Raw genomic sequence first — 22,798 nt, forward strand, 5'->3', positions numbered from 1 at the left:
AAGCCCCCTGCCGGTGCTCCGGTACCGGCAGGACCTGCTTCAAACCTCCAGTCCGACGCGTTATTCAGACACTTCCCACACTGCGCCGTCTCCAACGACATACACCCTGCTGCCCTCTGCTCTCTCGATATTCATCCCGCCGGTAAATGCGCCGAATGCAGGCAGCAGACTGACGTGTGGCTGAACGTAAAAGCAGGGCAGCCGCAGCCGTTGTCGTGCCCGTCCGAAAAGCCTGTAGGCAGGATGCACGTGGCCTGCGAGCACATGGTGCGAGGGATGCGGGTCCGGTTCATGCTGCAGCGAAAACGGGCCCAGCAACAGGGGCTCGGGTACGACCTTGATCGCCAGCGTGGGAGGAGGGTCGCCCGCCCGTTTGTCGTGGTTACCCCGGATCAATGTGATGGCCAGTCCCTCGTGCCGCTCGCGCCATGCCTGTATCGCCGAGAGCGTCCCTGCCGCGTGGGATTCCGGAGCGTGCAAGAAGTCGCCGAGAAAAATCAGGTGGTCGCAGTCGTACCCCGCCAGCAAGGCATCGAGCCGTTCGAGGTTGTCGTCAGTCGTGCCATGGGGAACAGGCTGCCCGAGCCGGCGATAGGCAGCGGCCTTGCCGAAATGCGCGTCGGCAATCAGCAACGCACGTTCGGCGGGGTAGTACACGGCTTTATCCGCCAACAGCCACAGCTCGGCATCGGCCAGTTGAATCGATAAATAGGGTCTCAAACGGTTACCTCAGGTCCAGCGGCTTTTTCCAGATCCCGCACCATGCGCGCGATGCGATCAGACAGTTTTTCAGTGCTCAGGCTTTCCCGCATGCGCTCCACCAGCAACGGAAACGCCATGGGCGTCGGGCGCTTGATCACATGCAGGTCCAGCGTTTTGCCATTGATGCGGCGCAGCGTGTGTTCAAGTCGGCTCACGTCCAGTTCCTGACGCAGCACTTCTTCCTGAGCTTGGGTCAGCAGCAGATTACCGGCGTCGTACTGCTTGAACACTTCAAAGAACAATCCGCTGGAGGCCTGCAGCTGACGATTGCTCTTGGGTGCTCCCGGGTAGCCAGAGAACACCAACCCGGCGATCCGGGCGATCTCCCTGAAGCGACGCAGGGCCAGCTCACCCGCGTTCAGGCTGGCGACGATGTCCGCCAGCAGATTGCCCTCGCTGAACAGCCCGCCGCTCATGCGTTGCGACCAATCCAACTCCGTCGCGCTTAGCAGCTCGAAGCCGTAGTCGTTGACGGCGATGGAGAAGGTCAGCGGTGTGTCGCGACTCAGCCGCCACGCCAGCAGGCTCGCCAGCCCCAGGTGCACGTGACGGCCGGCAAAGGGGTAGAGAAACAGGTGCCACCCTTCGCGAGACTTCAACACCTCGGCCAGCAAGGTGTCTTTGCGCGGCAGGGCTGACCATTCCCGCTGCACTTCCAGCAAGGGGCTGACGGTGTGCATTTCCGGGCTGTCGTAATGGTGATGAGCGGCGGCGTCGAATTTGTCGACCACCGCGTCAGCCAATTCGCTGGAGAGTGGCATCCGTCCGCCATTCCAGCGTGGGACGGCGGCTTTTTTGGTTGTCGCCCGTTTCACATAGGCGGTCATGTTTTCCACGCGCACCAGTTCCAGCAAGCGGCCGCTGAACAGAAAGCCGTCCCCCGGCTTCAAGCGGGCAATGAAGCCTTCTTCGACACTGCCCAGCGAGCCGCCCCCGCCACCTTTGCTCCAATACTTCACGTTAATGCTGGCGTCACTGACGATGGTGCCGACACTCATGCGATGGCGTCGGGCCAGACGCGCATCCGGCACACGCCAGATCCCGTGCTCGTCGGGCTCGACGCGTCGGTAATCCGGGTACGCCGTCAATGACAGGCCGCCATGCCGGACGAAGGCCAACGCCCATTCCCATTCCGCTTGCGTGAGGTCGCGGTAGGCCCACGCGGTGCGGACTTCGGCCAGTAGTTCGTCAGGCATAAACCCGCCGCCAAGCGCCATGCTCACCAAATGCTGTACGAGAACGTCCAGCGGTTTGTGGGGGGATTCTCGGGGTTCGATCAGGCGCGCATTCACAGCGTCGCGCGCGGCGGCTGCTTCCACCAGTTCCAGACTGTGTGTCGGCACCAGTGTCACGCGGGAAGGGCGGCCGGGGGCGTGGCCTGAACGTCCGGCGCGCTGCATCAAGCGTGCGACGCCCTTGGCCGAGCCGATCTGCAACACCCGCTCCACGGGCAGAAAGTCCACCCCCAAGTCGAGGCTGGAGGTGCAGACCACCGCCTTGAGATGCCCTTCCTTCAGCGCGCGTTCAACCCAGTCCCGCACCTCGCGGGACAGCGAACCATGGTGCAGCGCGATCAGTCCGGCCCAGTCGGGACGGGCTTCCAGCAGCGCCTGATACCAGATTTCCGACTGCGCCCGGGTGTTGGTGAACAGCAGGCAACTGGTGCTGCTGTCCACTTCGGCCAGCACTTGGGGCAGCATCTTCAGCCCCATGTGCCCGGCCCACGGGAAACGATCGATGCCTTGGGGAATGAGGGTGTCGATGATCAGCTCTTTAACCACCTTGCCTTGAACCGTCGTGCCGTTGTCGCCGATCAAGACCTGCTGTGCGTGGGCTTGGTTGCCCAGCGTCGCGGAAAGCCCCCACACGATCAGTGCCGGATTCCATCGACGCAGACGGGCGATTGCCAATTGCAGTTGTACGCCGCGTTTGTTGCCGATCAGTTCGTGCCATTCATCGACGACGATCATTTTCAGGGTCGAGAACGTCGCCTCCGCGTCGGCGCGGGTCAGCAGCAGCGTCAGGCTTTCAGGTGTGGTGATCAGCGCGGTCGGCAGGCGTCGACCCTGTTTGGCCCGCTCGCTGCTGCTGGTGTCGCCGGTGCGCAGGCCGACGCTCCAGGGGATTTGCAGGTCCAGCAGCGGCGCTTCGAGTGCGCGGGCTGTGTCGGCGGCCAATGCGCGCATGGGGGTGATCCACAGGACCGTCAGCGGCGTCGGCGGCGCTTTGCGTTTGCGCGGTTTTTCCGCGTTTTCTGTAGGCAGTCGAGCAAAGCGGTTGAGGGCGCCGAACCAAACCGAGTAGGTCTTGCCCGCGCCGGTGCTGGCGTGCAACAAGCCGGATTCTCCTCGGGCGACAGCTGCCCAGACTTCTTTCTGGAAAGGAAAAGGTTTCCAGCCGCGCGTGTCGAACCAGCGCTGGGCAAAATTCACGGTCTTGGGCATGCGCGGGCTCTGATTGGGTTTAAGTCAGAGACCGTTGGGGGAGGGGATTAGTTTGGTTGGATTGATGCGGCAGGGTGATCTGTGGGGTGGAATCCGTGTGGGAGCGAATTCATTCGCGATGCGAGGGTACATCCGACAGAGATGTATGGAATGTACCGCCCCATCGCGAATGAATTCGCTCCCACAGGTGAACGTGTCGCTCTGTGGAGTCAGCGTTTTTACTTCAGATTGCCACTCAGGAATTGCTTCAACCGCTCGCTTTTCGGGCTGCCCAGCACGTCGTCCGGGTGGCCTATTTCTTCGATCTGGCCCTGGTGCAGGAACACGACCTGATTCGCCACTTTTCGGGCGAAGCCCATTTCGTGAGTCACCAGAATCATCGTGCGGCCTTCTTCGGCCAGGCCCTGAATCACTTTCAGCACTTCGCCCACCAGCTCCGGGTCGAGGGCTGAGGTTGGTTCGTCGAAGAGCATGATTTCCGGCTCCATCGCCAGCGCCCGGGCAATCGCCACGCGCTGCTGCTGGCCGCCGGACAGGAACGCCGGGTACTGATCGGCCACGCGTGCAGGCAGGCCGACTTTCTCAAGGTACTTGCGCGCGCGGTCTTCGGCTTCCACCTTGGACACGCCCAGCACCCGGCGCGGGGCCATGGTGATGTTTTCCAGCACCGTCATGTGGCTCCACAGGTTGAAATGCTGGAACACCATCGCCAGGCGGGTGCGGATGCGTTGCAGTTCGGCCGGGTCGGCCACGCGCATGCCGGTGGCGTCGCTGACCATGCGGACTTGCTGGCCGTCGAGGCTCATGGCGCCGTCGTTGGGTTGTTCGAGAAAGTTGATGCAGCGCAAGAAGGTGCTTTTGCCCGAGCCGCTGGCGCCGATCAGGCAGATCACGTCACCGACGTTGGCCTTGAGCGACACGCCTTTGAGCACCTCGTGGTCACCGTAGCTTTTGTGCAGGCCATCGATGGTCAGTTTGTACATGACTGGCAATCCTTAAGGAGAAAGTAAGTAGCCGCTGCGGAAGGGCTCGGTACCGGCGACATGGGCGATGACCATGCCGGCGGTTGCCATGCGTCGCAAGGAGCGGGCGTACATGAGGCCGGCGTTGGCCGCGTGGATCGGGGTCACGTCATCGCTGATCGGGTCAATGACCTCAGCGATCAGTTGCCCCGCTTCGACGTACTCGCCCGGCAAGGTGCAGAACACCAGCAGGCCGCCGACAGGCGTGGCAACCGGTTCGACCGCCGCCAGAGGCGTCGCCGGATAAATCAGTTCGGGTTGCGCCACCGGCTCTCCGGCAATCGCGCCGTAATGCATCAGGTAGCTGATGATCGCCTGACAGTCGCGGCTGCCAAGGGCGTGACTCACGTCTCCTTGACCGCGCAATTCCAGGGTCACCGAAAAGCTGCCCAACGGAATCGGGAAGCGCTTTTCGAAGCGTTGTTGCAGCTGCCACCAGACCAGCGTGAAGCACTCGTCGAACGATTGCCCGCCCGAGTCGGTGGCCAGCAGGCTGGCTTGCGCGCCCAGATAACGGGACAGCGGCTCGACCTTCGACCAGGCTTCCGGCGTGGTGTACAGGTGTTCCACCGATTCGAAATCGCAATGCAGGTCCAGCACCATGTCGGCATCGCAGGCCAGTCGTTGCAATGCGAGGCGTTGCGATTCCAGCTGAGTGGCGCCAGTGCGGGCGAGCAGGGCGGCCCGCAGGTGCGTGCGGATCAGGCTGACGTTGCGTTCGGCGTCGTCGTTCAGCAGCGGCTCGATTTCATCGCCCACCTGTTGCGCAACATCGACGAACCAGCGATTGAAGTTCTGTCCGCTTTCCAACTCATAGCGGCCCAGCGGAATGTCCATTAGCACCTGTTCCAGCCCGGTCGGGTTAGCGACCGGCACGATGACGATTTCCCCGAGCAGTTGACCGGCCTTTTCAAGCTCGGCCAGGCGCTGCTTCAAATACCACGACACCAGCATGCCGGGCAGTTCGTCGGCGTGCAGGGAGGACTGGATATAAATCTTGCAGGCCCCGTTTTCGGGGCCGTAATGAAAGCTGTGAATCTGTCGCGCAGTGCCTGGCACCGGCGACAGCAAGTCATGAGTCTGGTGTCGCATGGGCAGGTCCTAGTGAGACGGGCCGAGGAAGGCCAGCCAGCGGCGCTCGGCCAGGCGGAACAGGCCCACCAGAATGAACGTGACCGTGAGGTAGATCAGCGCAGCGATGCCGAACGACTGAAATGTCATGAAGGTCGCTGAGTTGGCGTCGCGGGCCACCTTGAGGATGTCCGGCACCGTGGCGGTGAAGGCCACCGTCGTCGAGTGCAGCATCAGGATCACTTCGTTGCTGTAGTACGGCAGCGAACGACGCAGCGCCGACGGCATGATCACGTAGGTGTACAGGCGCCAGCCGGTCAGGCCGTAGGCCTTGGCCGCCTCGACTTCGCCGTGGTTCATGCTGCGAATCGCACCGGCGAAAATCTCGGTGGTATAAGCGCAGGTATTGAGGGCAAAGGCGAGGATGGTGCAGTTCATCGCGTCGCGGAAGAACGCGCCCAGCATCGGCTGTTCGCGTACGGCGGCAATGCTGTAGATGCCGGTGTAGCAGATCAGCAACTGGATGTAGAGCGGCGTGCCCCGGAACAGGTAGGTGTAGAACTGCACCGGCCAGCGAACCAGCGGATTGCGCGACACGCGAGCAATGGACAGCGGGATCGACACGATGAAGCCGATGGCGATGGACGCGCTGAGCAACCACATCGTCATGGCCAGCCCGGTGATGTTCTGGCCATCCGTATAAAGGAAGGCGCGCCAGTACTCTTGCAGCAATTCGATCATCGTTGAGCCTCCCGGCTGCCAGCGGCGTAACGCCGTTCGGCCCAGCGCAGGGCGAAGTTGGAGACGCTGGTGATGACCAGATAGATCAATGCCGCGAGCACCAGGAAATAGAACAGTTGATACGTGCTTTTGCCAGCGTCTTGCGACGCCTTGACCAGATCAGCCAGGCCGATGATCGACACCAGTGCCGTGGCTTTGAGCACCACTTGCCAGTTATTGCCGATGCCGGGGAGGGCAAAGCGCATCATCTGCGGGAAGACCACGAAGCGGAACCGCTGAGAGCGGCTCAAGCCATAGGCCGTGGCGGCTTCGACCTGTCCACGGGGCACGGCGAGGATCGCGCCACGGAACGTCTCGGTGAAGTACGCACCATAGATGAAGCCCAGGGTGATGACGCCTGCGGCGAAGGGATCGATTTCGATGTAATCCCATTCCATGATTTCGGTCAGGCTCGTCAGCCAGGTTTGCAGGCTGTAGAAAATCAGCAGCATCAACACCAGGTCCGGAATGCCCCGAATCAGCGTGGTGTAGATTTGCGCCGGAACGCGCAGCACGGCGCTTTTCGACAGTTTGGCACTGGCGCCCAGCAGGCCAAGCACGATGGCCAGCAGCAGCGACATTACCGATAATTTGACGGTCATCCAGGTGCCCTGAAGCAGCAACGGGCCGAAGCCCTTGAGGCTGAACGCGGACAGTCCCAGGTTTTGCAGGAGAGTATCGAGCATGTGGAACCTATACAGTCAATAAAAACGCCCATCGATATCAGAGGGGGATTCGGATGACCTCTGAAGTCGATGGGCGTTAGTTTACTTATTTACCGCTGTACAGATTCAGATCACCGAAGTGCTTTTTCTGGATCTCGGCATACTTGCCGTCGTCGTGTAACGCTTTGATACCTTTATCCAAAAGCGCTTTCAGGTCTTTGTTACCTTTCGAGATGCCGACGGCCGTTTTGGCTGGCAGCAGTGGATCGTCGATTGGCTTGCTGACTTCGTAATCAGCACCTTGTGGCGACTTCAGGAAGCCCAGTTCGGCTTGCAGCATGTCTTGTACGGAAGCGTCCAGACGACCCGATACCAGGTCAGCGTAAACCTGGTCCTGGTTGGCGTAGGCCTGGGTTTTCACGCCAGCCTTGTCCAGAACGGCCTTGGCGTAGGCTTCTTGAATGGTGCCTTGCTCGTAACCGACGGTCTTGCCTTTCAGCGAAGCGGTGTCAGCCGAGATGCCGGAACCCTTTTTGTAAACCAGCGAAGTCGGGCCGGAGAACAGTTCGCTGGAGAAGTCGATGACTTTCTCGCGCGCGGTGGTCACGGTCATGGAGGAGATCACGCCGTCGAACTTGTTGGCTTTCAGGCCAGGAATCATGCCGTCGAAATCGCTCTCGACCCATTTGCACTTGACCTTCAGTTCAGCACAGATCGCGTTACCCAGATCGATGTCGAAGCCTACCAGGCTGCCGTCAGCGGCTTTCGATTCGAAGGGCGCGTACGAAGGATCGACGCCGAAACGCAGCTCCTTGTATTCCTTGGCCATTGCGTTGCCAGCGGCCAGACAGATGGCGAGTGCGGAAAGGGTCAGCCATGCTTTTTTCATCGTTCAGTCCTTAAAACCAAATTGAGCGTTGGGAACACGCGAAGGCTTGCTACCGGCAGGTGCCAGACCGCAAAAAGATAGCAATTTCCGAACCAAAGAGACGAACGTGCGTTTTAAATGTACGGAGTTGTCGCAATGATGACTTTGAGCCATCTCTTGTCTTTTTTCAGGGCGCCGGAGGCAGGGGGAGAGTAGCCGAAACGATCGAAAAGGGCGCGGTAAAAATTCCTGTTTTCCACGGCGCAGCTGCCACCGCCGACGAGGCTGCTTAGATTCGTAGCAGTCCGTCCGCTGTCGGTAGCGATCCCGGATAGATCAACGCTGGCAATCCGTGCTGCTAGAAAGGGCATGCCTGGAGGGCGGCACGCACCATGTTGGTGCTCAGGCGAGCAAATCCTGAAGCGTCGCCAGGCTGTCAGCCTCGGCCACGGGCTTGTCCAGTCGCCAGCGCAGCATGCGGGGGAACCGTACCGCAATCCCGCTCTTGTGACGTTTCGACAGCGCAATGCCCTCGAACCCCAGTTCAAAAACGAGGGTCGGGGTAACACTTCTTACCGGGCCGAACTTCTCCACCGTGGTCTTGCGAATGATTGCATCGACTTTGCGCATCTCTTCGTCAGTCAGCCCGGAATAGGCCTTGGCGAACGGCACCAGCGTGCGCTCGCTGGATTCCGGCGGCCCGTCCCACACCGCGAAGGTGTAATCGCTGTACAGACTGGCGCGCCGGCCATGGCCGCGTTGGGCGTAGATCAGCACGGCGTCGACGCTGAATGGGTCGATCTTCCACTTCCACCAGACGCCCATGTCCTTGGTTCGGCCGGTGCCGTACAAGGAATCCCGGGCCTTGAGCATCATGCCCTCGACACCGAGACTGCGTGACGCCTCGCGCTGTTGGCCCAGATCGAGCCAGTCCTTGCCGCTGAGCACTGGAGACGGCATCAGCACCGGGCTGCGCGCCTCGGCGATCACCTGTTCCAATTGCGTACGCCGTTCATGTTGCGGGCGGCTGCGCCAATCGTGGCCCTGCCACTCCAGCAGGTCATAGGCCAGCACCACCACCGGAACGTCTTCAAGGATTTTCTTGCCGAGGGTCTTGCGACCGATGCGCTGTTGCAGGAGCGCGAAAGGCTGGACCGAAGGCGTCTCTTCATTGGGCGTGCCCGGGGCAGGTGTGTTCAGCTCAAAGTCGTCATCCGCTTCCGGGGACGGTGTAGGCGCTTTCCACACGACGATCTCGCCATCGATGACCGTGCCATCGGGCAGACATTGCGCAAGGCTGTGCAATTCTGGAAAGCGATCAGTGACCAGCTCTTCGCCTCGGGACCAGATCCACAGCCGCCCCTCGCGCTTGACCACCTGTGCCCGAATCCCGTCCCACTTCCATTCCACCTGCCAGCGTTCGACGGGGCCAAGCAGGGTTTCGAATTGGTCCACCGGCTGCTGCAACGCATGAGCGAGGAAGAACGGGTACGGCTGGCCGCCGCGCTGAGCGTGTTCATCTTCAGACTCTGCGGCGATCAGCTTCAGATAGCCTTCTGCGCTCGGGCGATGGGACAGATCGGTATAGCCCACCAGCCGTTGCGCCACACGCTTGCTGTCGATGTCGGCCAGTGCGGCGAGGGCGCGCGTGACCAGCAGTTTCGACACGCCCACGCGAAAGCTGCCGGTGATCAGCTTCAAACAGACCATCAGGCTCTGACGATCCAGCTGCGCCCAAAACGTCGGCAGCCGTTCCAGCAGTTCTTCAGGGGGCAGGCCGCGCAGGGGCAGGAGCTTGTTTTCCATCCACAGGGCGAGGCCTTCGTCGGAGCTGTGTTCGGCTTGCGGCAGCAAGAGCGAAAGGGTTTCCGCCAGATCGCCCACCGCCTGATAGCTTTCTTCGAACAGCCATTCGGGCAGGCCAGAGAGCAGCATTGCCTGTTCCCGCAACAGGCGTGTCGGGACCAGTTGCCGAGGCCGACCGCCGGACAGAAAGTACACCGCCCACGCCGCGTCTTCCGGGGCGGCATGGGCGAAATAATGCTGCATGGCCGCGAGTTTGGCGTTGCTGGAGGTGGTGGCGTCCAGCAGACCGTAGAGTTCGGCGAAGGCCTTCATGAGGCCGCCTCTTCTGGCGCGGTTTCCGGCTTGGCGGGGGCATCGTCTTCCTCGTCGCCGTATTCGGTGGTGAAGCCCTGGGCGTCGAGTCCCAGTTCGCGCAGGTAGCGCACCAGCACCGCCACCGAGCCGTGGGTGACCATCACCCGTTCGGCGCCGGTGTTCTCGATGGCCCACAGCAGGCCGGGCCAGTCGGCGTGGTCGGAGAGGGCGAACCCCCGGTCCACGCCGCGCCGACGACGGGTGCCGCGCAGCATCATCCAGCCGCTGGCAAAGGCGTCGCTAAAGTCGCCGAACCGACGCATCCACGTGCTGCCACCGGCCGAAGGCGGCGCGACGATCAGGGCTTGGCGCAGGGCGGGATCGGTTTTTTTGAAGTCGCCCGCGTATTGCGTTTCAGGAATTCGTACACCGGCTGCGCGGTACACCCGGTTCAACGGCTCAACAGCGCCGTGGACCAGAATCGGGCCGATGCTGGGGTCGATGCCGTGGAGGATTCGCTGGGCTTTGCCGAAGGAGTAGGCGAACAGCACGCTGGCCTTGCCGACGGCGGCATTGGCGCGCCACCAGTCGTTGATGCCGGTGAAGATTTCCGATTGCGGCTGCCAGCGATAGATCGGCAGGCCGAAGGTGGATTCAGTGATGAAGGTGTGGCAGCGGACCGGCTCAAACGGTTCGCAGGTGCCATCGGGTTCGACTTTGTAATCCCCCGATGCGACCCAGATTTCGCCTTTGTATTCCAGCCTGACCTGAGCTGAACCCAGCACATGTCCGGCGGGGTGCAGGCTCAGTTTCACGCCGTGGTGGGTGATGGATTCGCCGTATTGCAGGGTCTGCAGGTTGATGTCCTGACCCAGTCGCGAACGCAGAATGCCTTCGCCGGGGGCGGCGGCCAGGTAGTGCTGGTTGCCGGTGTGGGCGTGATCGCCGTGGCCATGGGTGATGACGGAGCGTTCGACCGGGCGCCAGGGATCGATGTAGAAATCCCCCGGCGGGCAATAAAGGCCTTCGGGGCGGGCAATGACAAGGTCCATGGATTTGACCGGATGGGGGGCTTGTCAGGTAGAGCGGTGGGGATTGGGGGAAGTTCGGTTTGTTTTCTGAAGCAGTGGGGTTGTCGCCAAATCATAGGCGCACCGTTGATCCATGGGGGAGGCGGGATTGTGTCGTTCGCAGGATTCAGACGCGCCGCAACACCTCTGTGGGAGCGAATTCATTCGCGAATAGGTTCAGGCGATAGAGATGTTTTGGATATACCGCCGCCTTCGCGAATGAATTCGCTCCCACAGGTATGGCCGCGTGCCCGATCATGCGAGCGCAACCGACCATTACTGTGAGAGGGAGGCCTTATTTGCCCGGCGTCAGGGTCAAGCGCTGTTTGCCGTACACCTTCTCCAGGTTCTCAGGCTGCATCGGAATCGACATGTACACACCTTTCACCCACGGGTCGATGCCGTTGGCGAAGTAAGGGCTAGACGGGTTGCCGGATTGGCCTGCGGCGTTTTGCGCCATCAGCGGCTCTTGCTGGGCGAAGTCGACGATCATGCGCATGGCCGGAATGACCGCTGCGTTGAAGTCCTGACCCCAATGGAAGCCCGACGCGTTCAATGTGGTGTGGTCGCCGCCCGCTACCATCGGACCCTTGATCACGCTGGCCTTGCTGCCGCCCAACGCTGCGGTCAACTGCGCACTTTGCGAAGTCCAGGCGTACTGGTGCAACTTGCCCCATTGCCAGGCTTTGTGATCGCCACCCAACTGGCTTTCCCCTGCGCTGATCGCGGCGGCGAGACTGCGCGCCAGGATGGCGGGCTTGTCTTCTTTCTGCGGCGTTTTGACGTCGTCCCAGTACGGACTGTCCTCACGCCCCAGCAGGTGATCGGCCTGTGGTGAGTAGGAAAGGTCGGCGCTTTGCACCAGCGCTTTCCACGCCGGGCTGCTTTCCGGGCCGAGTTCGTCGAGGAAAGTCTGCTTCGTGCTTTCTTGCAGGAACAGCTCGTAAATCGCCGCATCGCTCGACACCGGCGACAGGCGACCGTCGAACGCCATCAGGCGGCTCAACGCTTCCCGCGCCTTGTCGCGGTCAGCTGGCGGGAGGGCGTCAATGGCCTGCTTCAGCGGTTTGGACATGCCCGGCGCTTCGAACATCTTTTTCAGCTTGGCCGCGAAGGTCGTGGTCTGGTCGTACTGCATGGCGATGGTGCTGCGGGTGTCCTGCTTGCCACTGTTCGCCAGTTCGGCGATGCGCTCGGCCCGCTCAGGGTAATCCCAAGAGTTGGACAGCTGCATGCCGTAACCCTTCGGCACCGTGCGTTGGTTAGCGGTGCCGATCCAGCCTTGCTGCGAATCTTGATCGTACGGGTGCAGCATCGCGTCGGCGTAACCGTCCCAGTCGTAACGACCTTCCCAGCCCGGCGACGGAATCAGGCCCAGGCCTTCGCGGCGGTTTGGGTATCGTCCCGTGACTTGCCAGCCGGTGTTGGTGGCGTCGGCAAAGACCATGTTCAGCGTGATCGCACGAATTTCCCGCGTCGTGTCGAAGGCACGTTCGACGTTCTGTGCGCGGGTCAGGTCGAACAGCGCATCGAGGGATTTGTCATCCTTGGCTGTCGGGGTCTGCAAGGCGATGCCCAGGCCGTTGGCCACTTGCGCCGAGCTGCCGTTGAGCAGCGCGCCGTGACGGGTCTCGTAAGCGGCTTCACGAACCGGGCTCTGGCCCTTGATGAAATAGGTTTCTTCGTGAGCGCCCGCCGCGACCCATTTGCCGTCGGCCATGACCATCAGGCGATTGCCTTCACGCTTGAGCTTTTCGAGGAACAGGTCCTGATTGTCGCCCATGGCCGGGCCCATGCCCCACGCCAACTTGCCGTTGAAGCCCGAGAGAACCAGCGGCAGACCCGCGACCGTCGCGCCCGCTGCCTGATATTTCGGTGCGCGAATCTGCACGAAATTCCACATCGACGGCAGCGTGGCCGGCAGTTGGCTGTCGGTGGCCAACAGGCTCCTGCCTGCACGGGCGCGTTGCGGCGAGATCACCCAGTTGTTGGACGCTGAAACGCCCAGCAGGTTGAGGTCGGATAGTTGCAACGCGGCCTTGTCCAGATCGCTCAGGCCCGGCATCTGGCTGCCGAGGTTCAAGCCCTTGAGCTTGTCAGCTTCAGCGAACGGCAGCTCCTCGTCCGGATACGTCGGCAGCAGCCAGGCGAGCTTGTCCGCGCCGACCTTTTGCGCCAATACCAGCGAAGAGATTTCTTCCTGCAGGTTCACCGACAGACTGAAATTGAGCAGGCTGAAGATCAGCGCCGAATCTTCGGGTTTCCAGTATTCCGGCTTGTAGCCCGCATCCGCGAGGTCGGACGGCAGCTTGTCGCGGTATCGGAACAGGTAAGCGTTGACGCCGCGTGCATACACCTCGAAGAAGCGTTTCAAGCGCGGCGACGAGGCATTGTACAGATCGCCCGCCGTTTGCTTGAGGTTGGCAGCGCGCATCATGCGGTCCAGGTCCAGCGCGCCGGGCCCTGCAATTTCCGACAGGCGGCCTTGAGCCAACAGGCGCATTTGCACCATTTGTGAGATGCGGTCGCTGGCATGAACATAACCGAGGGTGAACAACGCATCGTGGAATGTGCTGCTTTCGATCAGCGGCATGCCCAAGTTATTGCGCCGCACGGACACGTTTTGCGCCAAGCCCTTCAGGGCATAGACGCCGCTGGTGGGCGGCAGGTTGTCACGGTCTTCGCCGCCCAGTTGGCAGCCTGCAAGGCTCAACAGCCCCAACATGGCAGCGGCTGTGCCGAGTCGCGACTTCAGGGATGAATGGGCGGGCGAGGCCATGTTGTAGCTCCTGCGGGGGTAGGCGTTTGGAAACGCGCTACGTTAGAGAGCAGGCAGGCGCCACGCAAGCGGGGGCAGGGAGTTTATTTCAGGATTTTTCGGGGGATGGCAGTATTGGAAACACTGTGGGAACGAATTCATTCTGGGCGGCACCCCGACGAAAAATCAATCAGGCGATGCGGGGGTGTCGTCAGTACCGGCCTGTCGCGAATGAATTCGCTCCCACAGGATCAACGCCTGTCGCTCATCAGGCGCCGTGGCATTTCTTGAATTTCTTGTCGCTGCCGCACGGGCACGGGTCGTTGCGGCCCACGTCCTTCAGCGCGTTGCGCACAGGCTCTTGAGGCTCGTGGTTGCAGTGCGGGCCGTGCACGTGACCGTGGTCATGATGGTGGTCGTGGTGGTCGTGATCGTGGTCGCAATCAGGGCCGTGCACGTGGGGTTGGTTGCTCATGGGGCTACTCCGGAATCAAATCGCCGGGAATTATGTCGCCATCGCGACCAATACGCACGCTGTCTCCGAATAAAAATCCGGTCTTGAGCTTGCCTTCCAGCCGGTAATGAATAGGCTGCCTGGGCTTGCCGAGCATCCGGGTGACATCCTTGAGGTGTTCCCACAGGTTGGTGCGGATCGGCACCGAGAAGTTCTTGTGGCCGTTGGCCTTGACGATGAACCAGTCGCTGTATTCGCCGTCCGCAATCAGGATGTCGTTAAGAATGACCTTATATCGCAGCCCTCGTACCCACAGATCGGAGTCGTTGGGGTTATCGATGCGAAAGCGCAGTTTCATGTCTTGCTTGAGTAACCTGGCCTTGACCACGTCCACCTTGAGCAGTTTGACGTCTGGGTCTCTGACATCGCTGCTGGAAAACGTCGAGCAGCCCGACATCGTCAGCGCCACGAAAAGGGCGAAGATTCTGAATACGCTTGCCTGAAACACCATGGGTTCACTCCCTGTTCGGCTTGCAGTCTAGCAAGTGGCCATTTCAGGGCAACTCGCTGTTCCACAAAGCCTGCGCCATACTCACGCCATGTGTCGAAGGAGTATTGACCCATGAAGCTGTACGAAATCGTTTTTTCCGGCCAATTGGTACCGGGTGCACAACTGGACCGGGTCAAAGCCAACCTGGCCAAATTGTTTCAGGCCGATGCCCAGCGCATCGCACTGCTGTTCTCCGGTCGGCGTCTGGTGCTGAAGAATAATCTCGACCAGGCCAGTGCCGAAAAATACCGTTCCACGCTGGAACGGGCAGGGGCGCTGGCTGAGGTCGTGGAAATGGCGGGGCAGGTTCAGGCCGAGCCCGAGCGTGAGCCGCAGCCTCAACCGATGGAAGTGGAAGAAGTCGAGCTGGCGCCGCCCCCGGATGAGCCCACCTGGACCCGCCGGGGCCCACGTGCGTCCTCCGGCCCTGAAGCCACGTCTGGCAAGACCTCGAAGCTTGCACCTCGGGATGTCTACATGGCGGCATTCGTTGATGTCGAAGCGCCGGACTTCGGACTGTCGGAGCTGGGGCGCAACGTGCAGGACCCGAAAGCGGCGCCAGTTGCGCCTCGGCTGGATTTGTCCGGGCTGAGCCTCGCGCCTGCGGGGAGTGACATGGGGCAGGCGAAGCACGTTGAGCATGTGATCGTGCCGGATATCTCTCACCTGAAGCTCGCGTGAGTTCAAACCCTGTAGCAGCCTGGCAATCCGGACGGCTACAGAAGACCGCGCGTTTCAGGCCATGTAGGCCGAGCAGCACTTCTTGAACTTCTGCTCGCTCCCGCACGGGCAGGCGTCGTTGCGACCGGCCTTGAGTTGCACGGTCGGGTCGATGAAGTACCAGCGGCCATTGTTCTGCACGAACGCCGAGCGCTCGCGATGGCTGTGTTCGCCTGCCGCGTCATGCCAGCGTGCGGTGAAGGTGACGAACGCGTGCTCGGGTGTGCCGCCCAGTAACTCGGCGCTTTCCACCTCAAGCCCCAACCACGTGCTTTGCGCGCTCCACTGCTGAATCGAGTCCCGGTCCAGGCTGTTTTTCTGCACCGGCAACGTCGTGTCCAGCAGGTAATTCACCAGACCTAACACGTAGGCGCTGTACCGCGAGCGCATCAACGCCTCGGCGCACGGCGCGGGCAGCCCCGCGTGATAGCGACCGCAGCAGCCATCCAGAAGGTTGCCGCTGCCACAGGGACAAATTGCACTGCTCATGATGCAGGTCTCACCACCAATATTTGCCAAAGTTTTCCGGGTTGGCCCAGAACTTCGCGTTCAGCCAGTCCGGCACCTGTTTGTATTCGCGCAGATCGTAGGTGAACAGCGTCAGCACCTGCTCGTCCCGGGCGAAGCGTTCACTCGCTTGCAAGGCCAGCGAATAGAAATCCGTCGTTTGCCATCCGCAGGCCGTCATGTCCGCCAGCACGGCGATGCGGCTGGCATTGAGGTTACGAATGCCACCGAGCAATTCCAGACCCGCGCGTTTGGGGAGGTGTTCGAGGCAATCGACGGCCAGCGCCAGATCAAAACGCTGACGGGCGACTTCAGAGGGCAATGCGCCTGGCGCGGCGTGCGTCAGTTCGGTGTCCGGATGGGCATCCTGAAACGCTTGCAGCGCAGGAAAAGTCGTCGCGCCAATCAGCAACAAACGCTTGGGTGCATAGCGGTCGAGCAGGGCGGCGAGCGCTTGCTGGGGCGTGCGGGTGGAGAAACTGTCGGTCATCTGAATACCTCGATCAAGCCAGCAAGGTTAGCGCGCCGAATCTTTATGGCCTAGTGCCTGAACTTTTTTCTCCGTCGCCATGACAAAGCGTACGGAGTGAAGGCAAAAGGCTATTTGTAAAAGAACAAGCCACAGAGTGCGCTGAAATCCAAGAAACCCCCGGTTTTAGGGTGGCAAATGGCCCCAGCGACGTCTTTACTGCATTTCAGTCGGTTTTAGCCGATACCAAAGGAGAAGAACTGTATGAGCATGATTCGGACAGCGTTACCTCTGATTTTGGTTACCAGTGTATTGACGGGCTGTGCCGGCTTGCAAAAGACCGACTGGCCTCTGTGTGCTGCCGGTGGCGCGCTGAGTGGTGCCGCGATCGGCGCCTTCCAGTCCGCTTCGGTGGCGGCGGGCTTCGGCGCGGCGGTGGGCGTGATGGCCGGCGCGTATTGCTACGCTCACGGCGACGGCGATGATGACGGCGATGGCGTGCTGAACAGCGTCGACAAGTGCCCGAACACGCCGAAAGGTACGCCTGTGGATGCGACGGGTTGCCCGATCGTGACCCCGGCGCCTGAGCCAGCGGCTGCCCCGGTCGTGCTGCCTAAGGAAGAAGTGATCACGATCCGTGATGTGCATTTCGAGTTCAACAAAGCAACCCTGACCCCAGGCGACAAGCAACAGCTGGACATGGTAGCGACCAAGCTGAAAACCGAGGCACCGAACGTGCAGCTGCACGTGAGTGGTCACACGGACAGCGTGGGCAGCGACGCCTACAACCAGAAGCTGTCGGAAAAACGTGCGCATTCGGTCACGGATTATCTGATCAGCTCGGGTATCGCGCGCAGTTCGTTCGTGTCGGTTGAAGGCGATGGCGAAGCCCGTCCGGTAGCGGACAACAAAACGGCTGAAGGCCGCGCGTTGAACCGTCGTGTTGAGATCAAAATCAATCGTTGATTGACTAGGTGTTAGTAAGAAAACCCCGGCCTTTGTGCCGGGGTTTTCTTTTTTGGGATTGATAGGTTGATGCGTCCCGGAAAAGACAGCGCTTTCGAGGCACGCACACGGCCCTGACTGTGGGAGCGAATTCATTCGCGAAGGGCGCGCATGACCGCCGCATCTCTATCGTCTAAACCCCCTTTCGCAAATGAATTCGCTCCCACAGGAAATCTGCATCGAACGCCAGATCTATTCTCGGATGAAGATCCCTTGATGACCTATCAAACCTGCGGCATTTGGCAACATCCTCTGGCATAGTCGCTCCCGTCGCCGTACTGTGCGCAAAGCTTTTTCGGCACAGCAATAAAAATACAGCAGGGGCGTGTCATGAAGGTGGTTTGGGGGTTGGGTAAAGTCTTGACGTTGGGGTTCTGGGCGGTGGTGCTGGTCAGTCAGGCCGCCGTTTTGCCGGTTCCTTTCGGTATGTTGCTCAAGCTGGCGGGCAGCCTCTTGCTGCTGACGCATGTGATGGAACTGTTTCTCTTCAACGGCAGCCTGCGGGGGCGTCTGCATCCGTGGTCCGACCGCTTGCAGATTCTGATTTTCGGTATTTTCCACCTGCAATCCTTCGGTCGCCGCCAGGCAGAGGTTCACCATGCGTAACGCGTTACTGATGACGGCGAGCCTGCTGTCGGCCCTGAGCAGTTCTCTGGTGATGGCCCAGGCCCTCACAGTGGAGCCGCATTCGCTGATGCGCCTGCCCAGCAACGCCAGTGTGTTGAAGCTGGACCGTCTGGACGTGGCCGATTACGGCACCTTGCTGATTCCGGCAGGCCTGGTCGAAGTGCAGGTCGGTCAGTTGGTGATGGGGCATGAGTCGCGCATCGCCATCGTGCCAAGCGCGGAACCGTTCAAGCTGGACGTCAAACAGGGCAACCTGGGCTCTGGCGCTCAAATCACCGCCCGTGGTGCACCGGGGACCTTCCAGAAATCGCCGCTGCCGGGTCGCAACCTGAACGTGCGCATTGAGCAACTGAGTGCTGACGTCTTGTCGATTGATGCGCGCGGTGGTGCAGGCTCTCCGGGGTATGTCGGTCTCGACGGTGGCAATGGCCAGGACCCTGGTTGCACGTGGGGATCGGCGAGCCGGGGTTATGACGGCGACAACGGCGGCAATGGCCGTGACGGCGCACCGGGCGCTTTGGTGCGACTGGAGCTGCCTCAGGCATTTCCGGATGACCGCGTGAAGGTGAACGTGCAAGGCGGTGCCGGTGGCGCAGGCGGCGAAGGCGGTCGCGGTGGCAAGGGCGGCGCCTCCAAGGGTTGCGTGGTTTACCGTGCCGATGGCGCCAAGTCGGGCAAGAACGGCGAGAAAGGTCAGACTGGGGCCACCGGGCCTGCGGGCTCGGTCAGCGTTCGCAAGTTGTAACGCCACCCCGCAATTCACTGTGGGAGCGATTGATTCGCGAGAGGGCGGTACATCCGACCGGGATGTACCGCCAGCAAACTCGATTTGCGAATGAATGAGCTCCCACACCGTTCGTCTGCAGGCTACCGGGACAGTCAAAACCCGGGCCGTGCCGCCGCAATGGCAATCACGGCAATCCCCACGATCAGGTTGATCCCCACCAACCGCCGAATTCCACCCAACGCAGCGGCACCGTCGGCCCATTGCTCCGCCGCGACGGCTTTGCGCAGGTTCGGCAGGTTCAGCGTCGAGATGCGCAGAAACAACGCCACCATCACCACATACAGCCCGATCATGACTTGCACGTAGCGAGGCGCGGTCTGAAAGCCGCTGAAGTTGAGGTTGATCAGGCCGATCCCGGTGACTGGCAGCATAATCACCGCGCACCACACCCAGACGAAGAAACGTGGAAACACCTGCACCCACAGCTTCAGGCGAGCCGGGCCTTCCAGGGCGGCGATTACCGCTGGTCGCAGAATCATCCAGGCAAAAAACATCCCGCCTACCCACAGGACGGCAGAAAATACGTGCAGTACGTAGACAAAGGCTACAGGTGACATCGACAACTCCGATCTGCGCAGAAGGATTTAGCGCGGTATGATAGCCGCCCTCTGCAACCACTGATAATTTATCCAGCGGTTTTTTCACTTGTTACCCTGCGATGCCGAGCCAACGACCCAGCCCATGATCAGTACCGAACTCAAATCCCAGATTCAGGGCGCCTATTCGCGTTTCCTCGAAGCCAAAAGCCTCAAGCCTCGCTACGGCCAGCGTTTGATGATTGCCGAGGTTGCCAAGGTGCTGGGGGACATCGACACCGATGAAGAGGGGCGCCGCACGGGTGACCCCGCGGTGGTTGCGGTAGAGGCCGGCACGGGTACGGGCAAGACGGTGGCGTACGCCATCGCCGCGATTCCCACGGCCAAGGCAGCGGGCAAACGGCTGGTCATTGCGACTGCAACCGTCGCGCTGCAGGAGCAGATTGTCCACAAGGACCTGCCCGACCTGATGCGCAACAGTGGCCTGAACTTCACCTTCTCGCTGGCCAAGGGGCGAGGGCGCTACATGTGCCTGTCCAAGCTCGACGTGTTGTTGCAGGAAGGCAACGCACAAAGCGCCACGGCACAATTGTTCGAGGAAGAAGGCTTCAAGATCGAGGTCGACGAGGCCAGTCAAAAGCTCTTCACCACCATGATCGAAAAGCTTGCGGGCAATAAGTGGGACGGCGATCGCGACAGCTGGCCTCAGGAGCTCGCGGATCAGGACTGGGCGCGACTGACCACCGATCACAGCCAATGCACCAACCGGCACTGCCCGAACTTTCAGCAGTGCGCCTTCTATAAAGCCCGTGAAGGCATGGGAAAAGTCGACGTGATCGTGACCAACCACGACATGGTGCTGGCCGATCTGGCGTTGGGTGGCGGTGCCGTGCTGCCCGATCCTCGCGACACCCTCTACGTGTTCGACGAAGGCCATCACCTGCCGGACAAGGCGATCGGCCATTTCGCCCATTTCAGCCGTTTGCGTTCCACCGCCGACTGGCTTGAACAGACCGCCAAAAACCTCACCAAATTGCTCGCTCAGCACCCGCTGCCCGGCGATCTGGGCAAGCTCATCGAGCAGGTGCCGGAACTGGCCCGCGAGATCAAGACCCACCAGCAGTTCATGTTCACGGCGTGTGAGCAACTGGCCGATTTCAAAGCCGGCGAAGACATGGAAGGCCGTGAGCGCCCGCGTCATCGTTTCGTCGGTGGCGTGGTGCCCGAGCACATGCGCGAGATGGGCATCGAGCTGAAGAAGGGTTTTGCGCGGCTCGACGACCTGTTCACCCGCCTCACTGAACTCCTCAAGGAAGGCATGGACGGCGAGGTCAACATCGGTATCGCCAGCCACCAGGCAGAAGAATGGTACCCGTTGTTCGGCAGCCTGTTGGCGCGGGCTCACGGTAACTGGGAGCTGTGGACCGCGTTCACCGCCGAAGACCCGGAAAACAGCCCGCCCATGGCCCGTTGGCTGACGTTGGCCGACAGCGGTTCGCTGTTCGACATCGAAGTCAATGCCAGCCCGATCCTGGCGGCGGAAATGCTCCGTCGCAACCTGTGGAATGTCGCTTACGGCGCGCTGGTGACGTCCGCGACGCTGACCGCCTTGGGCAAGTTCGACCGCTACCGCATGCGCGCCGGTCTGCCCAAAGATGCAGTCACGGCCGTGGTGCCAAGCCCGTTTCATCACGCTGATGCCGGTGTCTTGCGGGTCCCGGACCTCAAGGCGGACCCGCGCAACGCTGCGGAACACACGGCTGCGATCATTCGCGAGTTGCCGGATCTGGTCGAAGGCTCCAAAGGCACGCTGGTGCTGTTCTCATCGCGCAAGCAGATGCAGGAAGTCTTCGACGGCCTGGAACGCGACTGGCGCAAGCGGGTGTTCATTCAGGGCAACCTGTCCAAGCAAGAGACCCTCAACAAGCACAAGGCGCGGGTCGATGGGGGCGATGAGAGCGTGCTGTTCGGCCTCGCCAGTTTCGCCGAGGGTGTCGACCTGCCCGGTGCCTACTGCGAACACGTGGTCATCGCCAAGATTCCCTTCGCGGTGCCCGACGATCCGGTCGAAGCGGCTCTGGCGGAATGGATCGAAGCGCGGGGTGGCAATCCGTTCATGGAAATCGCCGTGCCCGATGCCTCGTTGCGTTTGATTCAGGCCTGCGGGCGGCTGCTGCGCACCGAGAAAGACCGCGGCATCATCACGCTGCTGGACCGGCGCGTCGTGACCCAGCGTTACGGCAAAGCCATCCTCAACGCGCTGCCGCCGTTTCGACGGGAAATTTCCTAAGGGTCTGAAAGGTGTCGCCTGCCTCAGCCCCTACAGCCCGTGCTGTGCGTCTGACGGTGCAGCGCGGTTCCCAAATCCACCAATCGCTGGAACAATGCACGCCTTTTTGTGCAGCCGAGCCGGAGCGTGACAACGTGCAGATTCAAGGTCATTTCGAGCTTCAATTCGAAGCCGTGCGCGACGCGTTTGCGGCGCTGTTCGACGATCCTCAGGAGCGCGGCGCGGCACTCTGCGTGCAGATTGGCGGAGAGACCGTTCTCGATCTGTGGTCGGGCACGGCAGACAAGGACGGCGCGCAGGCCTGGCACACCGACACGATTGCCAACCTGTTCTCCTGCACCAAGACGTTTACCGCTGTCACTGCCCTGCAGATGGTGGGTGAAGGCAAGCTGAATCTGGATGAACCGGTGTCGCGCCTGTGGCCCGAGTTTGCGGCGGCGGGCAAGCAGTCGATCACCTTGCGCCAATTGCTCTGCCATCAGGCGGGGCTTCCAGCCATTCGCAACCTGCTGCCGGCCGAAGCATTGTACGACTGGCAGGCCATGACTGAGGCGTTGGCGGCCGAGGAGCCTTGGTGGACGCCGGGACAAGGCCATGGCTATGCCGCGATCACTTATGGCTGGCTGGTGGGCGAGGTGATTCGTCGCGCCGATGGACGCGGGCCGGGTGAGGCCATCGCTGCGCGCATCACGCGACCGCTGGGCCTGGATTTCCATGTGGGCCTGCCGGACGAGGAATTCCATCGCGTCGCACATATCGCGCGGGGCAAGGGCAACATGGGTGACGAGGCTGCTCAGCGTCTGGTTCAGACGACGATGCGCGAACCCACGTCAATGACCGCCCGAGCTTTCACCAATCCGCCGTCGGTCATGACCAGCACTAACAAACCCGAGTGGCGGCGCATGCAACAACCGGCTGCCAACGGCCACGGTAACGCCCGCAGTCTGGCCGGTTTTTACAGCGCGCTGCTAGACGGCAGTTTGCTCGAAGCCGATCTGATCAACGAGCTGACCCGTGAGCACAGCATCGGTCAGGACAAGACCCTGCTTACCCAGACACGCTTTGGTCTGGGGTGCATGCTCGATCAGCAAACCGTGCCCAATGCCACGTTCGGGCTGGGCGGGAAATCCTTCGGTCATCCGGGGGCGGGAGGGTCGGTAGGGTTCGCCGATCCGGAGCGTGACGTCGCCTTTGGCTTCGTCACCAACACCTTGGGCCCATATGTGCTGATGGATCCGCGCGCACAAGGTCTGGTTCGGACGCTTGGTGAGTGTTTGCAATAACTATCGGCGATAAGTGCTTGTTCTACCGAC

Annotated in this window: 21 protein-coding genes; 6 read left to right on the top strand and 15 right to left on the bottom strand. The window is 61.3% G+C overall.

Features of this window, described 5'->3' with window-relative positions:
* Positions 1–60: 60 nt before the first annotated feature.
* The 12 genes from pdeM to ACIQAL_RS01915 form a co-directional block, all read right to left on the bottom strand.
* A complete protein-coding gene (gene pdeM / locus ACIQAL_RS01860; RefSeq protein ID WP_401141782.1) occupies positions 61–720 on the bottom strand; it encodes a ligase-associated DNA damage response endonuclease PdeM in 660 nt (219 codons plus the stop codon).
* Positions 717–3,206 (bottom strand): ligase-associated DNA damage response DEXH box helicase, encoded by a 2,490-nt coding sequence (locus ACIQAL_RS01865; protein ID WP_401141784.1) that lies wholly within the window; start codon positions 3,204–3,206, stop codon positions 717–719. Before ACIQAL_RS01865 ends, pdeM begins: the two co-directional genes overlap by 4 nt.
* Before the next feature lie 218 nt (positions 3,207–3,424).
* Positions 3,425–4,189: an ABC transporter ATP-binding protein gene (locus ACIQAL_RS01870; protein ID WP_166593449.1), complete on the bottom strand. Its 765-nt coding sequence runs from the start codon at positions 4,187–4,189 to the stop codon at positions 3,425–3,427.
* Between the two features lie 12 nt (positions 4,190–4,201).
* Positions 4,202–5,320, bottom strand: a complete 1,119-nt coding sequence (locus tag ACIQAL_RS01875) for a succinylglutamate desuccinylase/aspartoacylase family protein (RefSeq protein WP_401141787.1) — start codon at positions 5,318–5,320, stop codon at positions 4,202–4,204.
* A 9-nt stretch (positions 5,321–5,329) separates the two neighbouring features.
* The gene (locus tag ACIQAL_RS01880; RefSeq protein WP_166593447.1) at positions 5,330–6,040 is read right to left on the bottom strand and encodes an ABC transporter permease; all 711 of its coding nucleotides are present in this window, start codon (positions 6,038–6,040) and stop codon (positions 5,330–5,332) included.
* On the bottom strand, positions 6,037–6,765 hold the full coding sequence (locus tag ACIQAL_RS01885) for an ABC transporter permease (protein WP_166593446.1): 729 nt from the start codon (positions 6,763–6,765) through the stop codon (positions 6,037–6,039). Before ACIQAL_RS01885 ends, ACIQAL_RS01880 begins: the two co-directional genes overlap by 4 nt.
* An 85-nt stretch (positions 6,766–6,850) precedes the next feature.
* Positions 6,851–7,633 carry a transporter substrate-binding domain-containing protein gene (locus ACIQAL_RS01890; RefSeq protein ID WP_166593445.1) on the bottom strand — a complete coding sequence of 261 codons (783 nt, stop codon included), beginning with the start codon at positions 7,631–7,633 and terminating at the stop codon, positions 6,851–6,853.
* 381 nt (positions 7,634–8,014) lie between these two features.
* Positions 8,015–9,730 (bottom strand): ATP-dependent DNA ligase, encoded by a 1,716-nt coding sequence (locus ACIQAL_RS01895; protein WP_401141791.1) that lies wholly within the window; start codon positions 9,728–9,730, stop codon positions 8,015–8,017.
* The gene (locus tag ACIQAL_RS01900) at positions 9,727–10,764 is read right to left on the bottom strand and encodes a ligase-associated DNA damage response exonuclease (RefSeq protein WP_401141793.1); all 1,038 of its coding nucleotides are present in this window, start codon (positions 10,762–10,764) and stop codon (positions 9,727–9,729) included. The genes ACIQAL_RS01895 and ACIQAL_RS01900 overlap by 4 nt, the downstream gene beginning before the upstream one ends.
* 313 nt (positions 10,765–11,077) lie before the next feature.
* Positions 11,078–13,561, bottom strand: a complete 2,484-nt coding sequence (locus tag ACIQAL_RS01905) for a penicillin acylase family protein (RefSeq protein WP_401141796.1) — start codon at positions 13,559–13,561, stop codon at positions 11,078–11,080.
* 247 nt (positions 13,562–13,808) lie between these two features.
* On the bottom strand, positions 13,809–14,015 hold the full coding sequence (locus tag ACIQAL_RS01910; RefSeq protein ID WP_166593441.1) for an SEC-C metal-binding domain-containing protein: 207 nt from the start codon (positions 14,013–14,015) through the stop codon (positions 13,809–13,811).
* A gap of 4 nt (positions 14,016–14,019) precedes the next feature.
* A complete protein-coding gene (locus ACIQAL_RS01915; RefSeq protein WP_401141799.1) occupies positions 14,020–14,505 on the bottom strand; it encodes an LEA type 2 family protein in 486 nt (161 codons plus the stop codon).
* A gap of 111 nt (positions 14,506–14,616) precedes the next feature.
* Between ACIQAL_RS01915 and ACIQAL_RS01920 the strand changes: the two genes are divergently transcribed.
* The gene (locus ACIQAL_RS01920) at positions 14,617–15,225 is read left to right on the top strand and encodes a hypothetical protein (protein WP_401141801.1); all 609 of its coding nucleotides are present in this window, start codon (positions 14,617–14,619) and stop codon (positions 15,223–15,225) included.
* A gap of 54 nt (positions 15,226–15,279) precedes the next feature.
* On the opposite strand, the gene ACIQAL_RS01925 is transcribed toward ACIQAL_RS01920, so the two are convergent.
* Positions 15,280–15,753 (bottom strand): YchJ family protein, encoded by a 474-nt coding sequence (locus ACIQAL_RS01925; RefSeq protein ID WP_401141803.1) that lies wholly within the window; start codon positions 15,751–15,753, stop codon positions 15,280–15,282.
* A 10-nt stretch (positions 15,754–15,763) separates the two neighbouring features.
* Positions 15,764–16,261 (bottom strand): DUF6231 family protein, encoded by a 498-nt coding sequence (locus ACIQAL_RS01930; RefSeq protein WP_166593437.1) that lies wholly within the window; start codon positions 16,259–16,261, stop codon positions 15,764–15,766.
* 243 nt (positions 16,262–16,504) lie between these two features.
* Here ACIQAL_RS01930 and ACIQAL_RS01935 point away from each other — a divergent pair, with 243 nt between their 5' ends.
* The 3 genes from ACIQAL_RS01935 (at position 16,505) to ACIQAL_RS01945 (ending at position 18,617) form a co-directional block, all read left to right on the top strand.
* A complete protein-coding gene (locus ACIQAL_RS01935; RefSeq protein ID WP_166593436.1) occupies positions 16,505–17,206 on the top strand; it encodes an OmpA family protein in 702 nt (233 codons plus the stop codon).
* 369 nt (positions 17,207–17,575) lie between these two features.
* A complete protein-coding gene (locus tag ACIQAL_RS01940) occupies positions 17,576–17,851 on the top strand; it encodes a DUF1145 domain-containing protein (RefSeq protein WP_341959537.1) in 276 nt (91 codons plus the stop codon).
* Positions 17,844–18,617 carry a collagen-like protein gene (locus ACIQAL_RS01945; RefSeq protein ID WP_401141806.1) on the top strand — a complete coding sequence of 258 codons (774 nt, stop codon included), beginning with the start codon at positions 17,844–17,846 and terminating at the stop codon, positions 18,615–18,617. The genes ACIQAL_RS01940 and ACIQAL_RS01945 overlap by 8 nt, the downstream gene beginning before the upstream one ends.
* Positions 18,618–18,751: 134 nt before the next feature.
* Here ACIQAL_RS01945 and ACIQAL_RS01950 read toward each other — a convergent pair whose 3' ends face one another.
* Positions 18,752–19,216, bottom strand: coding sequence for a CopD family protein (locus ACIQAL_RS01950; protein ID WP_401141809.1), 465 nt, complete (start codon positions 19,214–19,216; stop codon positions 18,752–18,754).
* Positions 19,217–19,340: 124 nt separating this feature from the next.
* On the opposite strand from ACIQAL_RS01950, the gene dinG reads away from it, so the two are divergent.
* Together dinG and ACIQAL_RS01960 are read left to right on the top strand one after the other, a co-directional pair.
* Positions 19,341–21,485: an ATP-dependent DNA helicase DinG gene (dinG, locus tag ACIQAL_RS01955; protein ID WP_166593432.1), complete on the top strand. Its 2,145-nt coding sequence runs from the start codon at positions 19,341–19,343 to the stop codon at positions 21,483–21,485.
* 134 nt (positions 21,486–21,619) lie between these two features.
* Positions 21,620–22,768, top strand: coding sequence for a serine hydrolase domain-containing protein (locus tag ACIQAL_RS01960; protein ID WP_401141812.1), 1,149 nt, complete (start codon positions 21,620–21,622; stop codon positions 22,766–22,768).
* Positions 22,769–22,798 lie beyond the last annotated feature (30 nt).

It is taken from the genome of Pseudomonas sp. NPDC088368 (assembly GCF_044753445.1).
GTDB classification, from domain to species: domain Bacteria; phylum Pseudomonadota; class Gammaproteobacteria; order Pseudomonadales; family Pseudomonadaceae; genus Aquipseudomonas; species Aquipseudomonas bambusae.

Bases quoted from the DNA above. Each gene is read 5' to 3' on its own strand.
- ACIQAL_RS01900 (WP_401141793.1), bottom strand. From the start codon at position 10,764: ATGGACCTTGTCATTGCCCGCCCCGAAGGCCTTTATTGCCCGCCGGGG.
- ACIQAL_RS01920 (WP_401141801.1), top strand. From the start codon at position 14,617: ATGAAGCTGTACGAAATCGTTTTTTCCGGCCAATTGGTACCGGGTGCA.
- ACIQAL_RS01945 (WP_401141806.1), top strand. From the start codon at position 17,844: ATGCGTAACGCGTTACTGATGACGGCGAGCCTGCTGTCGGCCCTGAGC.
- ACIQAL_RS01895 (WP_401141791.1), bottom strand. From the start codon at position 9,730: ATGAAGGCCTTCGCCGAACTCTACGGTCTGCTGGACGCCACCACCTCC.
- ACIQAL_RS01885 (WP_166593446.1), bottom strand. From the start codon at position 6,765: ATGCTCGATACTCTCCTGCAAAACCTGGGACTGTCCGCGTTCAGCCTC.
- ACIQAL_RS01950 (WP_401141809.1), bottom strand. From the start codon at position 19,216: ATGTCACCTGTAGCCTTTGTCTACGTACTGCACGTATTTTCTGCCGTC.
- ACIQAL_RS01865 (WP_401141784.1), bottom strand. From the start codon at position 3,206: ATGCCCAAGACCGTGAATTTTGCCCAGCGCTGGTTCGACACGCGCGGC.
- ACIQAL_RS01915 (WP_401141799.1), bottom strand. From the start codon at position 14,505: ATGGTGTTTCAGGCAAGCGTATTCAGAATCTTCGCCCTTTTCGTGGCG.
- ACIQAL_RS01935 (WP_166593436.1), top strand. From the start codon at position 16,505: ATGAGCATGATTCGGACAGCGTTACCTCTGATTTTGGTTACCAGTGTA.
- ACIQAL_RS01890 (WP_166593445.1), bottom strand. From the start codon at position 7,633: ATGAAAAAAGCATGGCTGACCCTTTCCGCACTCGCCATCTGTCTGGCC.
- ACIQAL_RS01930 (WP_166593437.1), bottom strand. From the start codon at position 16,261: ATGACCGACAGTTTCTCCACCCGCACGCCCCAGCAAGCGCTCGCCGCC.
- ACIQAL_RS01925 (WP_401141803.1), bottom strand. From the start codon at position 15,753: ATGAGCAGTGCAATTTGTCCCTGTGGCAGCGGCAACCTTCTGGATGGC.
- ACIQAL_RS01940 (WP_341959537.1), top strand. From the start codon at position 17,576: ATGAAGGTGGTTTGGGGGTTGGGTAAAGTCTTGACGTTGGGGTTCTGG.
- ACIQAL_RS01905 (WP_401141796.1), bottom strand. From the start codon at position 13,561: ATGGCCTCGCCCGCCCATTCATCCCTGAAGTCGCGACTCGGCACAGCC.
- dinG (WP_166593432.1), top strand. From the start codon at position 19,341: ATGATCAGTACCGAACTCAAATCCCAGATTCAGGGCGCCTATTCGCGT.
- ACIQAL_RS01870 (WP_166593449.1), bottom strand. From the start codon at position 4,189: ATGTACAAACTGACCATCGATGGCCTGCACAAAAGCTACGGTGACCAC.
- ACIQAL_RS01910 (WP_166593441.1), bottom strand. From the start codon at position 14,015: ATGAGCAACCAACCCCACGTGCACGGCCCTGATTGCGACCACGATCAC.
- ACIQAL_RS01880 (WP_166593447.1), bottom strand. From the start codon at position 6,040: ATGATCGAATTGCTGCAAGAGTACTGGCGCGCCTTCCTTTATACGGAT.
- ACIQAL_RS01875 (WP_401141787.1), bottom strand. From the start codon at position 5,320: ATGCGACACCAGACTCATGACTTGCTGTCGCCGGTGCCAGGCACTGCG.